Genomic DNA, 21127 nt, shown 5'->3' on the forward strand with positions numbered 1-21127 from the left:
AGAGGCTGGTTGCCAGTCCTTGATGCCCACATCCACGGAAGTAATGCCATTATATGTATCAAGGCGCGGGGTATAGGCAAACGCATCCGGGTCGCCTATACCCCGCGCCTTGATACATATAATGGCATTACTTCCGTGGATGTGGGCATCAAGGACTGGCAACCAGCCTCTTAATCGAAGCATATTCAGATAGATATAAAAACCGCCTTTGAGGCGGTTTTTTTTCAGCGCAGAAATACGACAGTGCAAAGCCTGAACTGCCAATTGCAGCCGGGCTCCCCAATGCCAGGAACTGGAGCACACCTGTGAAATATTTACCTAAATATCCTGAAAAATCAGCGGAAAGGCAACAACAATGATTGTTTAGGCTGGTTCTGCTTCATCTTGGGCATAATCCTGCTCAAACGCGCGGATCAAAGGGCGTTAGCATCTTGCGCCAGCCTGGGGCATTTCAACACTGCAAAGTACATTTTCAACGTTTTATCGACAAAAAGCTTGGGGCAGATCTTTCCAGTCTGTAGTCACGCTTGGCGAACAATGTTTGCACCGCAAGTGCCACTTGGCTTCTTGTGGGCCCTCTGCACCAAAATGTACGGCTCCCCGCCCAAATTTACTGTTGATGCCGTCCAGGGCCAGCATTAGAGCAGTTTTTCGCATATCATTCACAGGCGTGGCCTCGGCAAGCAAGCTGCCTTGCAGACAATCCTGCGGGCAAAGATCATAAAGCATTATACCAGCCTTGGCATACGCAGGCCCTTTTTTGTACATAGAGGTCAATAATTTTCTGCCAGCTTGCAGCATCGTGACAGTATCCGCTGTAGCAGGCTGAAGCGGATGTTGCGCTGTTGCGTCGAAGGATGGCCGATTGGCATGCCGGGATGTGCGTATATGAACTGCAATGCCACCCGCCACAAGTTTTTGGCGGCGCAAGCGCTCTGCAGCGCGCACGGTAAAGGTGGCCACAGCTTGCTCCAGCGCGGCCAGATCATAGATTTTTTCACCAAAAGAACGGGAAGACACCAAAGTACGCCGCGGGGTCGGCCCCTCATCTTCGCCTACACAGGGGATGCCTCTCAGCTCCATAGCCGTCTTCCAGCCGGAAATGGTCAAAAATTTGCGAAGCCACAGATCACTGGTTTCACGCAAACCCCAGGCAGATGTCACGCCGATCTCATGCAATTTTCTGCTTTGCCGCCAGCCAATACCCCACACCTCTCGCACGGGAAATGCGCGCAAAACAGTTTCTGCAGCTGGCAAGGCCGTATTCCAGATATGCACGCCCGACGTTTTTTTTGCCAAGTGATTGGCAAGTTTCGCCAGCGTCCGTGTAGGAGCGATTCCGACGGACACCATCATCCCCGTCCATTGGCGTACGGTTTCTCGCAGCCGTTGCGCTATGTCTTCAGCATTGGCTGCCAAGGTGTTGTCCAGGCGCACAAAAGCTTCATCAATAGAGTATTGCTCGACGTACGGGCAGATATGCTCCAGCGTTGCCATAACTCTGGCGGAAATGTCGCCATACAGCGCATAGTTGGAGGAAAAAACAGCCACCTTATGCCGCTGCAGCTGCGCTCGGGCTTTAAACTCCGGCTCGCCCATAGGAATCCCCAAAGCTTTGGCTTCAGCCGAACGGGAGACAATGCAGCCATCATTATTGGAAAGAACTACTACGGGACAGGCGGCCAGATCGGGACGGAACAATTTTTCACAGGATGCATAAAAATTATTGCAGTCCACCAGCGCCCATAGCGGCTGATTAGAGTTTGTGGATGACATAGGTCACCACTCCCCAGATGTGAACGTACTCGTGCTCTGTTATGTCAATTTCAGGATAAGCAGAGTTTTCCGGCATCAGCAATACCCGATTCTGGCTGCGTATAAGCCGCTTGACTGTCAATTCACCATCCAGGGCGGCGATCACAATGCGATTATGTGTGGCAGATTCAGAACGGTCTACCACAAGAAGATCACCATCGTGGATTCCCGCATTTATCATAGACTCGCCGTGGGCCCGTAAAAAAAAGGTCGCAGCCTCATTTCTGACCAGATGTCTGTGCAGGTCGAGACGACAATCGAGAAAGTCATCCGCAGGCGAAGGAAATCCGGCTTCGACAGGCGAAAGATAGAGCGGCAGACCTTCGCGGTCTGGGGGGCAATCTGCCCCGCCAAGAACTTCTAGATGGGCGGACGAGCTTTTCATGAGCGCAAAGTAGCGTGCCTCTCCACTAAGAGCAAGGGCAAGGCCAACCGCTATGCTGCCACGAAAGAGAGGCTTTCATTGATCAGCAATTAAAATTTTCGGCGCTAAACAGAATGACCTCAGCGTGTCGATCAATTTTACAACAATTTCAGTAAAACTACATTTCCAGCGAGATATATGGGCTAGCTGTTGCAAAAATGACGATGCACATTCTTTAGTGCTTGACAGCCATTCACCCATATACATGCTAAACAATCAATTATTGCGGAAGTAGTGACATAAATTCAACAATCAATTTTCCGCCGTACAATTGTAAATCTGATTAAAAGTATTCTCTTATGTATAAAAAATAAATCTGATTTTCCATCATACTTATTATTCTAGTAAACAACCATATCTACCTTATAAAATCTTTACTACTCTTCAAATGCATCGATAAACTTATTATATATTAAGCAACAATGTTTAATCTTTCATCTTGGCAACTTGCTTACATCTATAATAAATATTGAACTTGGATAAAATTCAATCTATGTTTGAAAATAGCCCGAAACGATTCGTGGAGACTATAGCCATGCCTAGCACACATTTCCCAAGCATAGATCATATACTTGCTGAAAAGCCGCTAATGGGAACCGAGCGGAAAATTCTGCTGATTGTTATAGCTTCAATTTTTTCCACTGCCCTGTTTACTGTTTTCATATTTTATCGCTTCTTGGTCTACGATTTTAATGACAGGCTCCTGGATCGGTCTGAAGCAATATTTTCACTACTTCTAAGCCGCATTCCCACGCAAAGCGTCATTGGACTCAACAATCCTGATGATGCTGCTACAGAAGCATATCAAAAAGTACACATATTGCTTGATGGTATTCGCAAAACTACAGCTGTGCGCTATTTATATACTGCAAAACTCGGAAATGATGGACACCCTATATATCTCGTTGACGGACTGCCGCTGGAAGCAGAGGACTTTCGTACAATTGGAGCCCCCATTGAAGGAGAAATTGTGCCCATAGTGGCTCAATGTCTTGATGGACAGGCAGTGCATGGCCCCAAAGCAATGGAGACTTCGTGGGGAACTATCATGCCAACCTGCAGGCCTATCAAGCAGGGGGATATCACAGTTGGCGCGCTGGTTATAGAGTTTGACGTGCAGTCTTTTGTGGACAACACCCATAGGTCCATCTTGATATGTCTCGCATTTTCGTTTGGTGTGGCCATTGTTGTCACTATGATGACTGCATGGCTGTTAAAAAAACTGTCCGCCCCACTGTATCGCAAGTTGGCCTATACAGATCTGCTTACAGGCGTGCTCAACCGAAACGCCTTTGAACTGGATATCCGCCACATGACCAATGAAAAAAAGGACGGATTGATTGTGTTGTGCAGTGATATCAACCTGCTCAAAACAATAAACGACCAAGCTGGACACGCCGCCGGAGACGCCCATATACGTGTTTTTGCGCGCCTGCTGCGCTACAAACTTAAGGATTTTGGCCAGACATACCGCACGGGTGGAGACGAATTCACAGCATTGCTACATAATATTACGACTTATGAACTCAACGAAAAAATGGAAAAATTACAGTCTATTACTAAAAATGTATCTATTAAGGGCTTTCAGTTAACGTTCTCATACGGCATGGCCCAATTTGACCCGACCGTTGATGATACCGTTCATGACACGCTCAAGCGAGCAGACCTCAAAATGTATAGTCATAAAAACAAAACAAAGCTGTTGAAAAATAGTTTTCAGGTGAACGCAGATCCTCGCTAGCTTTTTATCATGCATAGCTGAGATACGCTTAGCGGCACAAAAACACCACGCCCAAAGACCAACCCCGCAAATAAATAAGTTGCGTTCGCTTTTAGCAGCATAACCCAAAAGAAAACAGCAATAATTCTCTTTAATTAGCAACTGTCTGGGCCAAACGCATTCAATTTTTCTATGGTGTAGTACTTGTGGAGCCCTGCTCCTCACTACCATCTATGCCTCCCCTTGCCCGTAAAGTTGCTTGGCCAGGGTATCAAGCCATCAAGTCAAGTAAAGGCATAATGCCAGTTACGCGTCAACTTCTGCCGCGACTCGCCTGCTGCTTCCGGGTTAGCAGTCTGCCAATACACAAAAAAAGCCCGCTCATGGCACAGGAGCGGGCATCAGGTATCACCTCAGGCTGCGGAACACGTTAGAGCATTTCAAAGCTAATCTGCCCTAGAAGACTGGTAATCTCAATAAACTATTCGCTAGCTAAGAGGCGTCGTGTGAATTCCATAGGCGGATGGCCGCGGACACGCTAAGGGACCAACGTAACGGGCCATTGCCACATTCACAAACAACTCGATAGAGATCACGTGTGCGACCAAGTGGGCGAGAAGTTTCGATTGTTGTAGAAAGCTTGCCACACTTGATGCAAGGGCGAATGCCAATCGGCGAATTTTCTTTTTCCATGCGCGAAGAATAGCCAATGAAACAGGCTCCGTCAAAGGCCATTTTACAGCGGGTAGCAAGCAAAGCAGAACTGGGTAAGTATTAAAGCAAATGGTTAGCGTTCAAAATAATAAAATCAGGCTGGCTTGTTATTGAAATCCATTTCAAAAAAAGTGCTAATATGTACCGTAATCTTTCAATCATCATTAGAAAATTTTGACACCGAACAACTTGAGCACCTTATCTTTCAAACAGATTTAACACGAGGTTAAAATACTTGCCGTGATGCCCAGCAGCGTATCTACCGTGCAGTACGACCTAAGCTCGCGCCTAAGGCAACCCGTACCTGCTCAGGTCCGCTTTGTGATCACCATTTGAAGCAGCATTCTCGTTTTGGCCGTAGCGGCAATGGACGACGTAGTCACAAGCAATGAGGCAAGGATAGTATGTGCTAATACGAAAAAAGAAGGGATAAATTCTGCGAAGGGCGATGAGGCAGCGGTGGTCAACCTAATATCAATGGGGGCATCAGAGGGGGCATTTTACTCTTTCTTTAACCTGTCTCCAACATCAGCAGACAGATACGCCCCACACTGGGAGGCCCCCAATGGGCCTCCCGGCGGGCATTTCAGGGCCGAAGAGGCAAGCCCTGAAAATTTAGTAAACTTGGCAGGCCTAGCCTAGTCAGCCTGCGTGCGAATGAACGTAGGAATTTCGAAATCATCCTCGTCATAAGTGAAATCTTCCTGACCGGGGTTATGCGTACGATGACGCCCCTGATTCAGAGTTTCACGCTTGGTCAGATAGGCAGGACGATTACTGTTTTCATCGTACCAGCGCTCCACTTCCGAACGGCGCGATGTACGGGGCAGGCGGCTTTCACCCATTTCGTGATCGTCCATATTGCCCTGCATCATGCCTCCCTGCGGGACCACACGGCCCATGCGGCGCGGTTCAGCCATAACGGCATCAGGACCGGGCTTGCGGAAGTTGGTCACAGTAGCAGGAGCCTGGGGCTGCACGCTCTGGATAACCTGAGGAGCTTCAATACCAGTGGCGATAACGGTCAGGCGAATTTCATCACCAATATTATCATCAAAAACAACACCAAAGATGATGTTGGCATCTTCAGGAGTTGCGTCGCCAATGATGTCGCCAATTTCTGCGATTTCTTCAGCGGTAATGTCGTCAGGCGCGGTGATGTTATAAAGAACGGCCTTGGCGCTTTCCAAGGAAACGTCTTCAAGCAGGGGGCTCATAATAGCGCGCTGGGCAGCTTCACGCGCGCGGCTCTCACCAGAGGCTATGCCCGTGCCCATAAGGGCCAGGCCAGCTTCAGACATGGTGGTGCGCACGTCGGCGAAGTCCAGATTGATGAGGCCGTCGCCCACGATCACGTCAGAAATACCCTTGACCGCGTAGTACAAAATGTCGTTGGCCTTTTGCAGCATTTCTGCAAAGGGGGCCTTTTTGGGAGCAAAGGCAAGCAGGCGGTCATTGGGAATGGTGATAAGGCAGTCCACATGCTGCTTGAATTCTTCAAGGCCAGCCTCGGCGGCGCGCTTGCGCTTGGCGCCTTCAAAGCTGAAAGGTTTTGTCACAACACCAACGGTCAGCGCGCCCATTTCCTTTGCAGCCTGTGCAACCACAGGAGCCGCGCCAGTGCCGGTACCGCCGCCCATGCCCGCGGTAACAAAAACCATGTCTGCATCGCCAATGGCTTCGCGGATAGCATTGACGCTTTCCACGGCGGCTTCACGGCCTACCGCGGGGTTAGCGCCAGCGCCAAGGCCCTTGGTAAGCTTTTCGCCCATCTGCACTTTTACAGATGCACCGTTTTTGGCCAGAGCCTGCACATCGGTATTGGCGCAGACAAACTGCACACCGCGCAGACCTGAGGCAATCATATTCTGAACCGCATTGCCGCCGCCGCCGCCAACACCGATGACTTTGATCTTGGCGTTACTTGACAACGAGGTGTCGATATCGTCGACAATAGACTGTGACATAGTTCCTCTCCTGTTTAAACTATCCCCAAATTGCCCGCTTGAGGTTGTTCTGTTTATGAAATATCAGCAAACCACTTTTTCATGCGAGCCAGCACGCCATCAAAGACGCCGCTCTCACTTCTGGTGGTGAACTTTTTTTGTCCGGAAAGTTCTTTCTCTGCCCCGTAGCGCAGCAGGCCCACAGCCGTTGAAAACTTGGGGCTGTTGACCACATCCTTGAGGCCGCCCACATTGCGCGGGTACCCGATACGTGTAGGCAGGTTAAAGATCTGCTCACCCAGTTCCTGGCAGCCTTCCATAAGGGCGGTTCCGCCAGTGAGCACCACGCCCGCGCCGATCATGTCCTTGTAGCCGGAGCGCACAAGTGTTTGATCTACAAGGAAGAGAATTTCTTCCATGCGCGGTTCGCAGATTTCAGCAAGCACCTGACGCGAAAGGCGGCGCGGTTCGCGGCCACCAACGCTGGGCACTTCAATAAATTCGTCATGACGCACCAGGTCAGCCAGTGCGCAGCCGTATTTGAGCTTGATTTTTTCCGCAGAGGCGATGGGGGTGCGCAGACCAAAGGCAATGTCGTTGGAGAGATTCTGGCCGCCCAAGGCAAGAACGGCGGTGTGTTTGATGGCATCATTGGCAAAAACGGCGATATCAGTGGTACCGCCGCCAAGGTCTACAAGAGCCACGCCAATTTCGCGTTCTTCTTCGGTGAGCACCGCTTTGGCCGAAGCCAGTGATTCAAGGGCGATGTCAGACACTTCAAGCTGGCTGCGATGGCAGGAGCGCACGATATTTTGCGCCGAAGACACGGCTCCGGTGACAATGTGCACCTTCACTTCAAGCCGCACGCCAGCCATGCCGAGGGGATCGGCAATCCCGCGCTGATTATCAACAATGTACTCCTGCGGCAGTATATGAATGACCTCGCGGTCAGCAGGAATCGCCACAGCTCTTGCGGCGTCAAGGGCGCGCTCGATATCGCGCTGAGCCACTTCGCCGCCTTTGACGGCAATAACGCCGTGGCTGTTGATGCCCATGATGTGGCTGCCCGCGATGCCAACGTAAACCGAATGGATTTCGCAGCCAGCCATCAGTTCGGCGTCTTCAACAGCCTTGCGAATGGACTGTACGGTCTGTTCGATGTTGACCACTACGCCCTTACGCAAGCCAGTGGAAACACTGGTGCCGATGCCCACCACATCAACCAGGCCCGACTCAGTAAGTTCACCCACCACAGCGCAAATCTTTGTGGTGCCGATGTCGAGACCAACGATGAGCTCGGACTTATTCATGCCATTCTCCTAAGACGCCTGTTCTTCACGCTCTGCAAGTTCATGCCATGTCAGTTTTGCACGGCTTGATTAAGCAAAACCCATACATTTCCATTCACGGCCCGCACCTCGCGCACATTGCGCAGTTCGTGCCTTCGTGCCAGATCGCCCAGGGTGACTCCCAGCCGGGCCAGGTTGCCCTCCCAGTCATCAGTAGCGATGGAGAGGCGCATCTCCCTGTCTTCAAGGTATATTTCAATACCCCGCCCTGGGCTCAGGGTGATGGAGGCTATAGCTCCGGCCTCAACAGGCAGCACCCCGCTTTGAATATCTTTCATAAGCCGTGCGAGAAAGGGGATGGCGTCTTCAGCCCCCGCCTCTACCCGCAGGGTGGGAAGCGACAGAAAATTCTTGCTTTCCACCGGCGCGATGGCAACTCCGCGCTCATTGGCGTAATACAGGGTTCCTTCCCTGTGTACCCAGAATGAGGGCATACGCTCTTTCAATTTTATCACAAACCGATCAGGCAGAAGGCGCTTGACTGAAACCTCTTCAACCCAGGGGGTTTGTCTGAGGTTACGCTCAACCTTGGCAATGCTCACAGCCAGGCTGTTGTCGCCCTCTTTGAGATCGCCGTACTGCAAAACCATATCACGGGAGAGGCGCACGTTACCCGCCACATCCACGTGCCGAGTGGTGAAGAAGTCACTGGTGATAGCCTTGTTGTATAGCCAGAGAGATGTGAAGCACACTCCAGCAAGTATCAACCCCAAGCCCATCAGTAAAACAGCTACGGCTGCAAGACTTTTCAGGCCGCTCAGCCCTCTAATCCTGCCAAAGCCAGAAGCCAGAAAAGCAGGCATTCGCAGTTTTGAGGCTTTTTGCCCCTTCTTGCTTGATACGCTCGCTCTTGTATAAGAGTTGCGCGTCTTGCGGGCATTCTTTTTTAGGGAAAGAGGCATGGAACTATCCTGACTTCCGGTTCCAGCTCAATGCCGAACCTTTCCCGCACAGCCTCTCTGGCCTCTTGCATAAGAGCCAGAGCCGCGTTGGAGCTGCCCCTGCCCTCATTTATCATGAAGTTGGCGTGCACAGTTGAAAAGGCCATGCCGCCCAGTTTTTTACCTTTGAATCCAGCCTGATCCAGAAGTTTACCGGCAGGCATTTCCGGTGAGGGATTTTTGAATACGCAACCAGCGCTCCAGGCCGTCACAGGTTGTTTAGACTTTTTCTCAAAAAAGTTGTGACGCATGCAATTACTGATGCCATCCCTTGCAGCTCTGGTCAAGCCAAATGTGGCTTCCAAGACGATAAAATCATTCTTTTTATCGCCAATGTGCAGATTGCGGTACGAATACTGCAGTGCTTCCGCTGCTATTACTTGGACTTCACCTTTGCTAGCTATGTGAATATTATTAATTTTTGTGCATGTTTCAACACCAAATGACCCTGCGTTCATTGCCACAGCACCGCCAACGGTTCCCGGTATGCCAGTCAATCCTTCAAGACCAGAAAGCCCCTGTTCAACACAAAACCGCAAGAGTCTTGGCAAGGGAACCGCAGCGCCAACACGCACCAGAATTTTTCCGTCCTCTTCACCAACGACTTCTGGCCCCTGCATAAAGTCAGGGCGCACCAGCACCAGAGGCAAATCGCCATCCTGAGCCAGAATATTGCTGCCAGCCCCAATGATGACTGGTTCACCGCCAAGGGCACGCAAGCGCCTGGACAGGCGGGCGACGTCTTCCGCGTTTTCAAGAATCAGCTCTGCTATAGCTGTACCGCCCAAACGCAAAGTAGTGCGCTGGGCCAACTGTGGCGAAGCGATTTCACGCATGGTCGCGTCCTTCCAGCCAGGCAGGGCCAAGGCGCGTTATGCTGCCAGCCCCCAGCGTGAGCAGAACGTCGCCCTCGCGCAGAATTTGAGGCAAGGCCAACATAAGCTCGTCCAGCGTCTGAAAATATTCCACAGGAGTATCAGAAACCTGACGTATTCCCTGAGCCAGACTTTGGCCCGAAACACCAGGAATCGGTTTTTCAGAGGCAGCGTAAATTTCTGTCAGCAACACCTGGTCTACCACGTCAAAAACTTTGCAGAATTCACCAAAGTGGGCTTCTGTGCGGCTGAACCGATGGGGCTGAAAAGCCGCCACAATACGTCTGCCCGCAAAAACTTGCCTGGCCGTGGCAAGGGTAGCAGCAATTTCAGCCGGGTGATGCCCGTAGTCATCCACCACAGTGACGCCCTGCTTTTCGCCCTTGAATTCGAATCGCCGCCCCACTCCCTTAAACCCGGCCAGACCTTCGGCACACTTGTCAAAAGAGATACCTACTTCCATAGCCGCGCCAATGGATGCAAGGGCGTTGAGAATATTGTGCCGTCCCGGCTGCGGCAGACTGACGTCACCCAATTTTTCACCGCGCAGCCACACCTCAAAGCGATTGATTCGTCCACTTTCCAGAGGCATTGCCCGAAGAGCATTGTCCTCGGCAAAACCATACGTCAGCACTGGGCGCTTGACCTTGGGCAACAGCGCCAGCACGCCGGGGTCATCGCCGCACACAATGTTCAATCCATAAAAGGGCACATTGTTCATGAACTGCACAAAGGCGCTGTCGATGGCTTCACGATTCTTGTAGTGATCCAAGTGGTCTTCATCCACATTGGTGACCACATTGATAATGGGCAACAGACAGAGAAATGAACCGTCAGATTCATCAGCTTCGGCAATAAGGTATTCGCCGTGCCCAAGATGGGCATTTGTGCCATAAACATTAAGACGCCCGCCAATGATGACCGTGGGATCAAGTCCCGCCGTATCAAAAATAGAAGCCGTCAACGACGTGGTGGTGGTTTTACCGTGAGTGCCTGCAATGGCGATGCCCTGCCGCAAACGCATAAGCTCTGCGAGCATTTCAGCACGGGGAATGATAGCAATGTTGCGTTTGCGGGCTTCTACCAGCTCTGGATTATCGTCGCTGATTGCTGTGGATTTAACCAGAACCTGCACGTCGCCAACATTTTCAGCGGCATGCCCAACGGCAATATGAGCCCCCAGGCTACGCAGATGACGCACCACAGCAGAATCGCTCATATCAGAACCGGAAATTTCATACTTGAGGTTGAGCAGCACCTCGGCAATACCGCTCATGCCCGCGCCGCCTATGCCCACCATATGAATATGCCGAATTTTACTGTTCATGCTCTACCTTTAAAGAAAGTCTAGATAATTCAAGGACAAAAGTCCGTCGTAAATAATCGCTCTCAAACCTTTATCAGGAACGGGCAATTTCTTCCAGAACTGAAACAACTCGAGCCGCAGCATCCGGCCTGGCAGAAGCCAACGCTGCTGCAGACATGCGGGTGCGTTCGCCGTTTTCATTGAGCAGTTGGATAAGAGTATGTTCCAGATCATCTGTAACCATGCGCGATTCCGGCACAAGAATGGCTGCCCCGCTACGTGCCAGCACCTCGGCATTGCGGGTTTGATGATCGTGTACCGCGTGCGGAAATGGCACAAGAACAGAAGGCAAGCCCGCCGCGCACAATTCGGCCACGGTTGTTGCTCCTGAACGGCACAGGGCCACATCGGCCCAGGCGTAGGCTGCCGCCATATCGTCAATAAAGGCAGACACGCATGAAGGATCAAAACCTGCCGCTGCATAGGCGGCGCGTACAGAATTTTCGTCGGCGCTTCCGGTCTGGTGGCGAATATCCACCCCGGCTTCGCGCAACGAGCTCAGACGTTCCACAATAAAAGAATTGAGCGCGTGGGCTCCCTGGGAGCCCCCCATAACGAGAAGACGACGGGCTCCGCGGGCTCGCGGCAAACGTCCTGCCTCGTTCACTCCTGCGCGCACGGGGTTGCCAGTGAGTACGCACTTGGCGGAGTCAAATCCTTCCGTATCCGGCAGTGAGAGGCAGATGCGCCGCGCCAGCTTTGCCAGCACCCGATTGCTGGCCCCGGCAATGGCATTCTGTTCGTGCAGCATGGTCGGCACGCCAAGCAACCGCCCCGCAAACATAGGGGCAAAGGCTGCATAACTGCCAAAACCCGCCACAACATCAGGCTTAAACCGCCGGACGATGCCGAGAGCTTTTCCCACTGCCCAGGTCATGCGAAAACCGGCTTCAACAGCTTTCACCCCGCGCCCGAGAAAACCACGCACAGGCAACCCTTCAAAAGGAATGCCCGCCAGACGAACCAGGCGCGCTTCCGGTCCATACAGCGAACCCACGAAAAGCAGCTTGGCCTGCGGATGCCTCCGCCGCACTTCTTCGGCTACGGCCAAAGCGGGAAAAATATGACCGCCAGTGCCGCCCGTGGTCAGGATGATGTTGATGTCCATGTGTCCGCCGTTCGTGAAAAGTTCATAAGCAGACCCACGCAAAGCATGGTAGCCATCAGGTTACTGCCGCCGTAGCTCATGAGAGGCATGGGCACACCCTTGGGCGGCGCTACCCCCATAACCACGGCGAGATTCATGACCGAGCCCATAGCAAGAATAGTTGTGATTCCAAACGCGGTGAAACGATCACGCAGATTGCGTTGTCCCTGTATAATCTTATAGCAGCGCCAGAACAACAAACCAAAGAGAATCATGACCACGCTCATGCCCACAAAACCCATTTCTTCGGCCAAGACCGCCATGATAAAGTCGTTATGCGCTTCCGGCAGATAAAACATTTTCTGTTTGCTTGCACCAACGCCAACACCAAAGAAGCTGCCGGACCCGATAGCCAGCAATGACTGCACCAACTGGTAACCCGTGTTATGGGCGTCCTCAAAAGGATCCAGAAACGCCAGCAGGCGACGCAGACGGTACGGAGATGAAATGGCCAGAGCCATTGCACCTGCGCAGGCCAGGGCTATGGAGAAAAAAAGGTAAACAAAACGGGTTCCCCCTGCCACGCACATGAAAAACAGAATGCTTGCCAGAACAACGGCACTGCCGAAGTCCGGTTGCAGAAGCAGCAGAAAACAGAAGAGCGCTGTTACTGCAAAAGGCGGGATGACGCCCCGGCTGAACGTCTTGATAATATCCTGCTTGGAGCTCATGAAATACGCCAGATAGAGAGCCAGGGCGACCTTGACGAATTCCATCGGCTGAACGTTTATCGGCCCCAACGGAATCCAGCGTTTTGCGCCGTTAATGGCGGGGGCCAGCGGCGAAAGCGTCACCAGCAGAAGCAGCAAGGCAACAAAAAGCGCCGGATACTGCATTTTATAGAGCCATTCACGTGGCAGCAGGGCTGCGCCCCACAAAACGATGCCGCCCATCAGCGCAAAAAGCACCTGACGTTTGAAGAAATAGTATTTGTCCCCGTTAACCTGCTCCGCCACAATGCCGCTGGCAGAAAGCACCATCACAAGGCCAATGGACAAGATAACAAGCATGATGGTGAACAGCCACCAGTCAAAGGGAGCAAAGGGGCCTTTCTCCGTAGCCCGCCCCATAGCGCTGTGCGCCTTGCCGGGTTTTGTTCTGGACTTGAAGACATTTTTCATACCAGTTTACCCACTATGCGCTTGAAGTCCTTGCCGCGCTCTTCATAGTTGGCGTAAAGGTCGAAACTTGAAGTGGCTGGAGCCATAAGAATAACATCGCCAGCGTGAGCGCCTGCGGTCAGATGTTTTATTGCCGGCTCCAAAGCCGGGTGCCAGGTCATTGGCACGATTCCTTGCCAGGCTTTTTCAAAATATTCGCGGCTTGCACCAAACAGAGCCACCTCGCAAACCTTGCTCTTCAGCAGATCAGCCAGACCAGCCAGATCCCCGCCCTTGAATTTTCCGCCGCACAAAAGGCGTACCGGACGGTCAAATGCTTCAAGGGCCACTTTGAGCGAAGAGACTGTGGTACACTTGGAATCATTCACATACAGCACGCCATTGTGCTCGCGCACACGTTCAAGACGGTGCGGCAACGGGGCAAACCGGGCCACAGCTCTTGCCGCGTTTTCTTCACTGACGCCAAAGAAACGGCAGGCCTGCCACGCGGCTTCCTCATTGATGCGGTTATGGGAACCTATGAGGCTGCTCGCGGGAAAACGGTCAGTGGCTGTAATGTAGACCTGACGCGCCTTGAGACTGTGCCTGTCAGCCTGATCGCGCAGATTTTCGCCAAGCACTGCCAGATCGCCTTCATCCTGGCAACGGAACAGACGGAATTTGGCTTCCGTGTATTCCTCCATATCTTTGTGATAATCCAGATGATTGGGCGTAATATTGAGCAAAACTCCCACCCTCGGGCAGAAGGTGGTGCATGTCTGCAACTGAAAGCTGGAAATTTCCAGTACCAGAACGTCGGCCTTACGGCCCGAAAGCACATATTCCGACAAGGGCGTGCCAATGTTTCCGCCAAGAAAAACAGCGTATCCCTGCTCGTGCAGCATGGCTGCCGCAAGTGAGGCTGTTGTTGTCTTGCCGCTGGTGCCCGTAATGGCAAGAACAGGCTCGCTGTCCAGATAGCGCCAGGCCAGTTCCATCTCGGCCAGAATCTCTGTTCTTTCTTCGTCTACCAGTCCCACCAGGCGCGACACTGGCATGCCAGGACTTGGCACTACAAAGGCCGCATTTTCAAATTGCGCGGAGCTGTGGGGGCCAAGCTCGATGACAATACCGAGTTGCCCCAGTTCACGGGCCAGATCTTGCCGGGTGGAAAAGGCGTCGGCGTTGCTGTCCAGAAGGTGCACACGTGCGCCCTCACGGTTCAAAAGCCGTGCGGCAGCAAGGCCAGACCGCCCGGCACCGACGACAACGGCCTTCTCGCCAACGCTGATACGTCTGCCACGCATTTTTTCCAGTGCCATAGTATTTCTCCTCAACGCAGCTTCAGGACAGAAAGCGCCATGAGGCCTAACAGAATTGACGTAATCCAGAAGCGGATAATAATCTTGGATTCAGGCACGCCCTTGAGTTCAAAATGGTGATGCAAGGGGGCCATACGAAAAAAACGTTTACCGCCAGTCCAGCGAAAGTAGCCCACCTGCACAATGACAGAGAGGGTTTCAGCCACAAAAAGCCCGCCCACAACCGCAAGTACAAGTTCCTGTTTGCAGAGCAAAGCCAGATAGCCGAGCACACCGCCAATGGAAAGCGAACCCACATCGCCCATAAAAACCTGGGCAGGATAGGCGTTGAACCAGAGAAACCCCAAACCAGCGCCCACAAGAGCAGCGCAAAAAACCGTAACTTCACCTACGCCGGGCATGTACGGAACCAGCAGGTAGCTTGCAAACCGCGCATTGCCTGTAATGTAGATGAAAATGGAAAACACGATGCAGGCGACAATGGATGGCCCAATGGCAAGCCCGTCAAGACCGTCTGTAAGATTGACCGCATTAGAGGCAGCCACCATAACAAAAACACCAAACGGCAGGTAAAACCAGCCGAGGTCAAAGGTCACTTCCTTGAAGAAAGGAATGGTGAGTTTACTGCTGTAGTCGGGATTGGCAAAAAGCAGCAGCATGGCCACACAGGCAACACCAAGCTGCCCTGCCATTTTGGCTTTGCCGGAAATTCCCCGGTTCTTGTGGTGCCGCAGCTTGGTCATATCGTCCCAAAGGCCTATGGCTCCAAACCCAGCAAAAACAAAAAAGGCCTGCCAGATATAGGTATTTGTGAGGTCAGCCCACAAAAGCAGGCTCACAGAAAGGCTGAACAGCATGAGCAGGCCTCCCATAGTGGGAGTACCAGCCTTGCACGCGTGCGCAGCCACATCTTCATGAATGTACTGACCGCATTTCAGACGGCGCAACCACGCGATGAACCGTGGCCCAAGAATTATGGAAATAAGCAGGGCCGTCATAAGCGCAGCCATAGAACGGAAGGTGATGTAACGAAAGACATTGAAAAATGTCCATTCAGAAGCGAGGGGAGAAAGAAAGTTATAAAACATGCACGTGAATCCGTTCGTTTGGCCACACTGCGACCGTTACTGTCTGCGGATGGGATACCCCTTTACACCACTTTGCCACCATTGCTGGAACGACAAAGCAGCTGCTCCGCCAGAGAAAAAACTATTACTCATGCCTGTCGGTCAGGGCGGTCATGAGTGTTTCAAGCTTGTTGCTGCGCGATCCCTTAAACAGAACCACGCCGCCGTTGGCACGGGCTTTGGCCTCAAGGCCATTTTCCTGCACGGCATGCCAGGCTTTTTTGAAATCTTCGGCATCATCCACGGGCTGCCAGGGGCCGGTATAACCAGCCTGGGTCAAGCCTGCACGCACATCCCCGGCATGCGGGCCTTTCCACACGATGGCGGCTGGATTGAGCTTTGCCAGCCGTTGCCCCAGGGCTTCATGCTCCGCTGCGGCCTGCGCGCCCAGTTCGAGCATGGCTCCCAGCACAGCCACAAAGGGGCGCGTGCCTGCCTGTTCGGCGGCTGCTTCCAGCATACGCCGCATGGAGAGGGGGTTGGCATTATACGTGTCGTCAATGATCAGCCAGGAACCTGACTGAACCTGATTAAAACGCTGTGCGGGCATATGGGCGGCGGCAAGCCCCTGCGCGATGGTGCTGGCGTCAACGCCGAGCATGTGGGCCGCAGCTGCCACGGCCACCACATTTTCCGCTCCATACTCTCCCCTGAAGGGGGCTATGACATCAAGTGTAGTGCCCTCAAGCCAAAGCTGAAATTTTCCATACGACTCAGCGGCAGATGCGTCCGCACCCTCAGGGGGCGTAGCAGCCCCAAGGTAGACCGCCTGAAAATCCGCTTCGCGTCCGGTGACGCTGAAAAAACGCACATCAGCCCCGGTAGCCTTGGCCTCGCGTGCCAGATCCGGGTAGTCAGCGCAAACAAGCCCCTTGCCTCCCTTGGCAAGGTAACTGAGCAGCCGGGCTTTGTGCCAGGCTACACCTTTTTCACCAAGGCCTTCTGTATGCCCCGCCCCGGCGTTGAGCACGAGGGCCAGGTCAGGACGCAGCACCTGCCCCAGATCGTCCATATCGCCTTCCTGGCTGATGCCCGCTTCCATAACCCAGAAGTCTTCATCGCCATCCGTGTTCAGAAGAGCACGAGGCATGCCTATCTGGTTATTATGGTTCATAGCGGTGCGGGCAGTTTTGCCCGCGAGAGACAGTATCTGGGCCAAAGCCTCTTTAACTGTGGTTTTGCCTGCCGTACCTGTCACGCCTACAACGCGGGCTCTGGTACGGTTGCGCCATTGGGCAGCCAGACAACCCAGCGCCTTGACAGTGTCGGGCACCACAAAAACGGGCGCAGTAATGTGTGGCAAGGGGCACGAGGCCAGCACTGCGCCAGCGCCCTGCCCCACTGCCACGGCGGCAAAATCGTGCCCATCCACCCTGCATCCCGAAACGCAGACAAAGAGGGACCCCGGTCCAGCCGCCCTGCTGTCTGTCACAACAGACGTCAGAACAGCGTTTGCCGCCGGTTCAGCAGATTGCGGCAGCCCCAGACAGGCCGCAGCTTCATTTACAGTCAGGCGCACCCGAGTATCTCCCGCACCACTTCCTGATCGCTGTAGTGGTGCTTTACGCCCTGAATGATCTGGTAATCTTCGTGCCCTTTGCCGGCAATAAGCAGAGCGTCATTCTTGCCAAGCATTGAAAGAGCCTTGGATGTGGCCTCGCGGCGGTCAACCTCAACAACAACTTCCTTGGCGGAAGCAAGGCCGGGCAACACATCCGTGAGGATGGCTTCCGGCTCTTCAAAACGCGGGTTATCAGAGGTCAGCACAGCCACATCCGACCAGCGGGCCACAGCTTCTCCCATAATGGGGCGCTTGGTGCGGTCGCGGTTGCCGCCGCAGCCAAAGACCGTGACAATACGCTTGAACCCGGCTCCGCGCAAAGCCTTGAGCACATTCTCAAGCGCGTCAGGAGTATGGGCATAGTCTACAAAAACATTGAGTCCCTGGGCGTTATCTACCCGTTCAAGCCTGCCGCTTACGCCAGTGAAGCTTTCAAGAGCCTTGAACGCTTCAGGATTGATGCCCATTTCCAGCGCCACAGCCTGAACGGCAAGCAGGTTGGAAGCGTTGAACGCCCCCACCAGCGGAGACCGCAACTCCCAGCGCATATCCTCAAGGCTCATCCGCAAGTGGCAGCCTTCCGTCGTGGAAGACAGCAGTTCGCCCCACAGGTGCCGCCTGTTGGGGGCTCCTTTCTGCAATCCAAAAGAAAGGGCCGTGGGGCACAACTCCAGCAAACGGCGTCCCCAGGCATCATCAGCATTTACGGCCATAGCCTTGTCGGCGCGTGGTAACTCAAGAAAAAGCCGGGCTTTGGCCTGGAAGTAGCTTTCCATTCCCTGATGATAATCAAGGTGATCCTGAGTCAGATTTGTGAACGCCGCGCCAGAAAAAGGCACACCGCATACACGCTGCTGATCTATGGCGTGCGAAGATACTTCCATAACGGCCACATCTACTCCGTCTCTGGCCATAGCCGCCAGCATGGAGTGCACACTCAAGGCGTCGGGCGTCGTCAGCGGGGCAGCTTCGCTGTGTCCGGGCCAGCGATAACTCACCGTTCCCATAACACCGAGCTTATGCCCCGCTTGCGCGAAAAGACGCTCAAGCAGATACGTGCAGGTGGTTTTGCCGTTGGTGCCTGTAACACCAACAATGCGGATGGGCAAGGTGTCTGTGTGCCAGCGGGCTTGGGCCAGCCGCCAGAGCGCTTCCCGAGGGTCAGCGTGGTATATGACACGACGTCCGGCGCTGGTTGCAGCGGCAGCCTCTTCGCCTTTGGACGAACAGACTATAACTCCGGCCCCGGCTTCAACTGCGGCAGGAATAAAGTGGGCCCCATCTTCCTTGACTCCGGGTACGGCCACAAAAATATCGCCAGGGCCAACCTGACGCGAATCGGCGCGAACTTCCATTCCGCCACGCCCGCACTCTTCCAAAAGGGCCGTAAATTCCCGATTCATAACTAACCTCTTTGAGTTGCCGGAAGTATCCCGGTGCGACCTGAACTCCGGCGGGCACAAGGGCTAACAAGCTCCACAACTGCGCGCCTGTGCCCGCCGGATATCTGCTGAAACTAGTTTGCTTTGAAACTGACTACAATTTCAGAGCTGGCATTTAGCCGAAAACGCGGTCTTCTGCTAAATCCACGCCGTGTTGCGGCGGGCGGCTCGGTTATTCGCCGCCGGGCATTGCAACATTTTTAACGTTGAAATGCCAAAAATCAGTTTTTTACCTTTCTGAAAGCCACAGAATATATTCAACTTTATTGTCTTCCTCAGGCCATACAGAGCCTGGAGCAGGCGTTTGCTTTACAACCCGGCTGCCCGACCCCTTGAGTTCCGGCACTACGCCAGCCCGGGCAAAAAGCTCTACTGCGTTGCGTACAGACTTGCCCATAACATCGGGCACGCGGCTGCCCGCCTTGGCCAAATGCCCAGGCAAGCGCATGCTGTCATCCTGAGATGGCGCGACATCTTTTTTTGAATCGGCCACATAGGGAACATCAAGGTTGGCCAGTTTGAGCCCGCGCTTGCGCCCGGAAGTGGGTGCTGCTGCGGCAGCAGGACTTTCTTCAACCGAAGCAACCTTGGTGTTTGTCATAATGCCCGAAAATGTGAGGGTACGGCTGGCTATTTCCTTGAACACAGGAGCCGCCACAACGCCGCCGTACTGATTGCGGGTGGGTTCGTCCACCATCACAAGGATGAGATACTTGGGCTTGTCTGCGGGGAAAAACCCTACAAACGAGGCAAGGCGCTTGCTGCCATACGTTCCAGAACGGTGATCGGCCTTCTGGGCGGTGCCGGTCTTGCCTGCCACTTCGACGCCTTCAATACGGGCACGCTTGCCAGTGCCGTCGCTTTCCTCCACCACGTCGCGCATCATGTGCATGACTTCGCGCACAGTGGCCTGAGAAAATACACGCTGGTGCACCTCATCCACATTATTTTCCTCTCGTGTGAGAGTAAGTGGCTTGTACACGCCATTATTCAACAGAGTCAGATAAGCTTGGGCCATTTGCAGCCCGGTGACTGAAATACTCTGCCCGAAAGATGTGGACATGACGTCCACCTCGCTCCAGTCGCGGGGAATGCGCAATATACCGCGGCTGTCGGCCACCGGCACGCTTGTGCGCTGACCAAAACCCAATTCTTTTAAATATTTGTGGAACGTAGGCACGCCAATCATGAGGCCGATCTTGGCCATGCCAATGTTGGACGAATAGCGCAGCACCTTGTTGGCTGGCAGTACACCCTGACGGGATGTATCGCGGATGGTGAAATTCTTTGTTTCCCATCTTCCGCCTTCGCAGTCGATGGCAGTGCTCGCGTTGATCTTTTTTTCCTGAAGCGCGGCAGCCATAACAAAGGGCTTGAAGGTAGAACCCGGCTCCAGCGCGTCAGCCGCCATGCGGTTCCGGTATACAAGCGGGCTGGCGTCCTTGTAGACATTGGGATTGAAAAAAGGATACTGCGCCCAGGCCATAATTTCGCCAGAAGGAACATCTACAACGATGGCTCCCCCCCAGCGGGCATCATATTCTTTTACGGCACGGGCAACGGCTTCTTCGACTATAAACTGCATCTGCACATCAATGGTCAGGGTAAGATCCTGCCCACGGGGCTCGCTTTGCCCCTCTTCATGCAGATAAAAACGGCGGCCCATTGCGTCGCGCTGCACTATCTGCCGGGTGGGGATGCAGCCCAGACGGGCTTCCATAGAGCGTTCAATACCCTCAAGACCCTTGTCGTCCATTCCAACAAATCCAAGAACCTGACCAGCCATATGCTTGAAGGGGTACACTCGGTCGTATTCTTTGGAGAGGCCGATACCGGCAATATTACTTTTGTGTACAGCCTCGGCAGTAAAGTCATCCACCTTGCGCTTGATCCAGACAAAACGGCGCTTGGTCTGCGAAAGATCGTCGTAGAGTTTCTGCGGCTCAATACCCAAGATAGGGCCAAGCGTATTGGCCATAGCCTTAAAGTCTTCTATTTCCTGTGGCCGTGCATACACGGAGCGCGCTTCAATGCTGCGGGCCAGCACTTGCCCATTGCGGTCGAAAATCATGCCGCGGCGGCCCGTGACCAGTTCAGAGGCCGTGTGCTGCCGGCGCGCCCGTTCAGCCAGGCGTGGGCCTTCAATCATTTGGAGATACCAAGCCCGGCCCCACAAGCCCGCCCAAAGCAAACAGAATACGACCACAACCATCTTGATGCGGATGCGGCCCCAGTCAAATTTTTCTGTCCAGGCGAAACGAACCTTGCTCTCAGAAGC

General features: G+C 53.4%; 16 protein-coding genes and 1 pseudogene. 2 read left to right on the plus strand and 15 right to left on the minus strand.

The window, feature by feature from the left end; genetic code table 11:
* From QM579_RS03515 to QM579_RS03525, 3 genes and pseudogenes are all read right to left on the minus strand, one after another.
* A pseudogene (locus tag QM579_RS03515) lies at positions 1 to 183 on the minus strand (single-stranded-DNA-specific exonuclease RecJ); the annotation flags it as partial.
* A gap of 297 nt (positions 184 to 480) precedes the next feature.
* Positions 481 to 1776 carry a Y-family DNA polymerase gene (locus tag QM579_RS03520; protein ID WP_414997834.1) on the minus strand — a complete coding sequence of 432 codons (1296 nt, stop codon included), beginning with the start codon at positions 1774 to 1776 and terminating at the stop codon, positions 481 to 483.
* Positions 1757 to 2200, minus strand: a complete 444-nt coding sequence (locus tag QM579_RS03525) for a LexA family protein (RefSeq protein ID WP_414997835.1) — start codon at positions 2198 to 2200, stop codon at positions 1757 to 1759. The genes QM579_RS03520 and QM579_RS03525 overlap by 20 nt, the downstream gene beginning before the upstream one ends.
* Positions 2201 to 2714: 514 nt before the next feature.
* Between QM579_RS03525 and QM579_RS03530 the strand changes: the two genes are divergently transcribed.
* A complete protein-coding gene (locus tag QM579_RS03530) occupies positions 2715 to 3980 on the plus strand; it encodes a GGDEF domain-containing protein (protein WP_414997836.1) in 1266 nt (421 codons plus the stop codon).
* Between the two features lie 1059 nt (positions 3981 to 5039).
* Entirely contained in the window at positions 5040 to 5315 is a 276-nt protein-coding gene (locus QM579_RS03535; protein ID WP_414997837.1) for a hypothetical protein, read from the plus strand.
* On the opposite strand, the gene ftsZ is transcribed toward QM579_RS03535, so the two are convergent.
* The 12 genes from ftsZ to QM579_RS03595 form a co-directional block, all read right to left on the minus strand.
* On the minus strand, positions 5312 to 6640 hold the full coding sequence (ftsZ, locus tag QM579_RS03540) for a cell division protein FtsZ (RefSeq protein ID WP_414997838.1): 1329 nt from the start codon (positions 6638 to 6640) through the stop codon (positions 5312 to 5314). The two genes, QM579_RS03535 and ftsZ, sit on opposite strands and share 4 nt — an antisense overlap.
* Positions 6641 to 6693: 53 nt before the next feature.
* Positions 6694 to 7929: a cell division protein FtsA gene (ftsA, locus tag QM579_RS03545; RefSeq protein WP_183718233.1), complete on the minus strand. Its 1236-nt coding sequence runs from the start codon at positions 7927 to 7929 to the stop codon at positions 6694 to 6696.
* 50 nt (positions 7930 to 7979) lie between these two features.
* Complete coding sequence (locus QM579_RS03550) at positions 7980 to 8870, minus strand: cell division protein FtsQ/DivIB (RefSeq protein WP_414997839.1); 891 nt, start codon at positions 8868 to 8870, stop codon at positions 7980 to 7982.
* Entirely contained in the window at positions 8855 to 9745 is an 891-nt protein-coding gene (gene murB, locus QM579_RS03555; RefSeq protein ID WP_414997840.1) for a UDP-N-acetylmuramate dehydrogenase, read from the minus strand. Before murB ends, QM579_RS03550 begins: the two co-directional genes overlap by 16 nt.
* Positions 9738 to 11111, minus strand: a complete 1374-nt coding sequence (gene murC / locus QM579_RS03560; protein ID WP_414997841.1) for a UDP-N-acetylmuramate--L-alanine ligase — start codon at positions 11109 to 11111, stop codon at positions 9738 to 9740. Before murC ends, murB begins: the two co-directional genes overlap by 8 nt.
* Before the next feature lie 73 nt (positions 11112 to 11184).
* Entirely contained in the window at positions 11185 to 12258 is a 1074-nt protein-coding gene (gene murG / locus QM579_RS03565) for an undecaprenyldiphospho-muramoylpentapeptide beta-N-acetylglucosaminyltransferase (protein WP_414997842.1), read from the minus strand.
* Positions 12237 to 13418 (minus strand): putative lipid II flippase FtsW, encoded by a 1182-nt coding sequence (ftsW, locus tag QM579_RS03570; RefSeq protein WP_414997843.1) that lies wholly within the window; start codon positions 13416 to 13418, stop codon positions 12237 to 12239. Before ftsW ends, murG begins: the two co-directional genes overlap by 22 nt.
* Positions 13415 to 14719, minus strand: coding sequence for a UDP-N-acetylmuramoyl-L-alanine--D-glutamate ligase (gene murD / locus QM579_RS03575; RefSeq protein ID WP_414997844.1), 1305 nt, complete (start codon positions 14717 to 14719; stop codon positions 13415 to 13417). The genes ftsW and murD overlap by 4 nt, the downstream gene beginning before the upstream one ends.
* A gap of 11 nt (positions 14720 to 14730) precedes the next feature.
* Positions 14731 to 15807, minus strand: a complete 1077-nt coding sequence (mraY, locus tag QM579_RS03580; protein WP_414997845.1) for a phospho-N-acetylmuramoyl-pentapeptide-transferase — start codon at positions 15805 to 15807, stop codon at positions 14731 to 14733.
* A 124-nt stretch (positions 15808 to 15931) separates the two neighbouring features.
* Positions 15932 to 17365, minus strand: a complete 1434-nt coding sequence (locus QM579_RS03585) for a UDP-N-acetylmuramoyl-tripeptide--D-alanyl-D-alanine ligase (protein WP_414997846.1) — start codon at positions 17363 to 17365, stop codon at positions 15932 to 15934.
* Complete coding sequence (locus QM579_RS03590) at positions 17356 to 18810, minus strand: UDP-N-acetylmuramoyl-L-alanyl-D-glutamate--2,6-diaminopimelate ligase (protein ID WP_414997847.1); 1455 nt, start codon at positions 18808 to 18810, stop codon at positions 17356 to 17358. The genes QM579_RS03585 and QM579_RS03590 overlap by 10 nt, the downstream gene beginning before the upstream one ends.
* Before the next feature lie 268 nt (positions 18811 to 19078).
* Positions 19079 to 21127 (minus strand): penicillin-binding transpeptidase domain-containing protein (locus QM579_RS03595; protein WP_414997848.1); only part of this gene is annotated, 2049 nt, incomplete at its 5' end.

Origin of the sequence: Desulfovibrio sp., from assembly GCF_047607245.1 — a bacterium.
In the GTDB taxonomy this organism is placed as follows: Bacteria; Desulfobacterota; Desulfovibrionia; order Desulfovibrionales; family Desulfovibrionaceae; genus Desulfovibrio.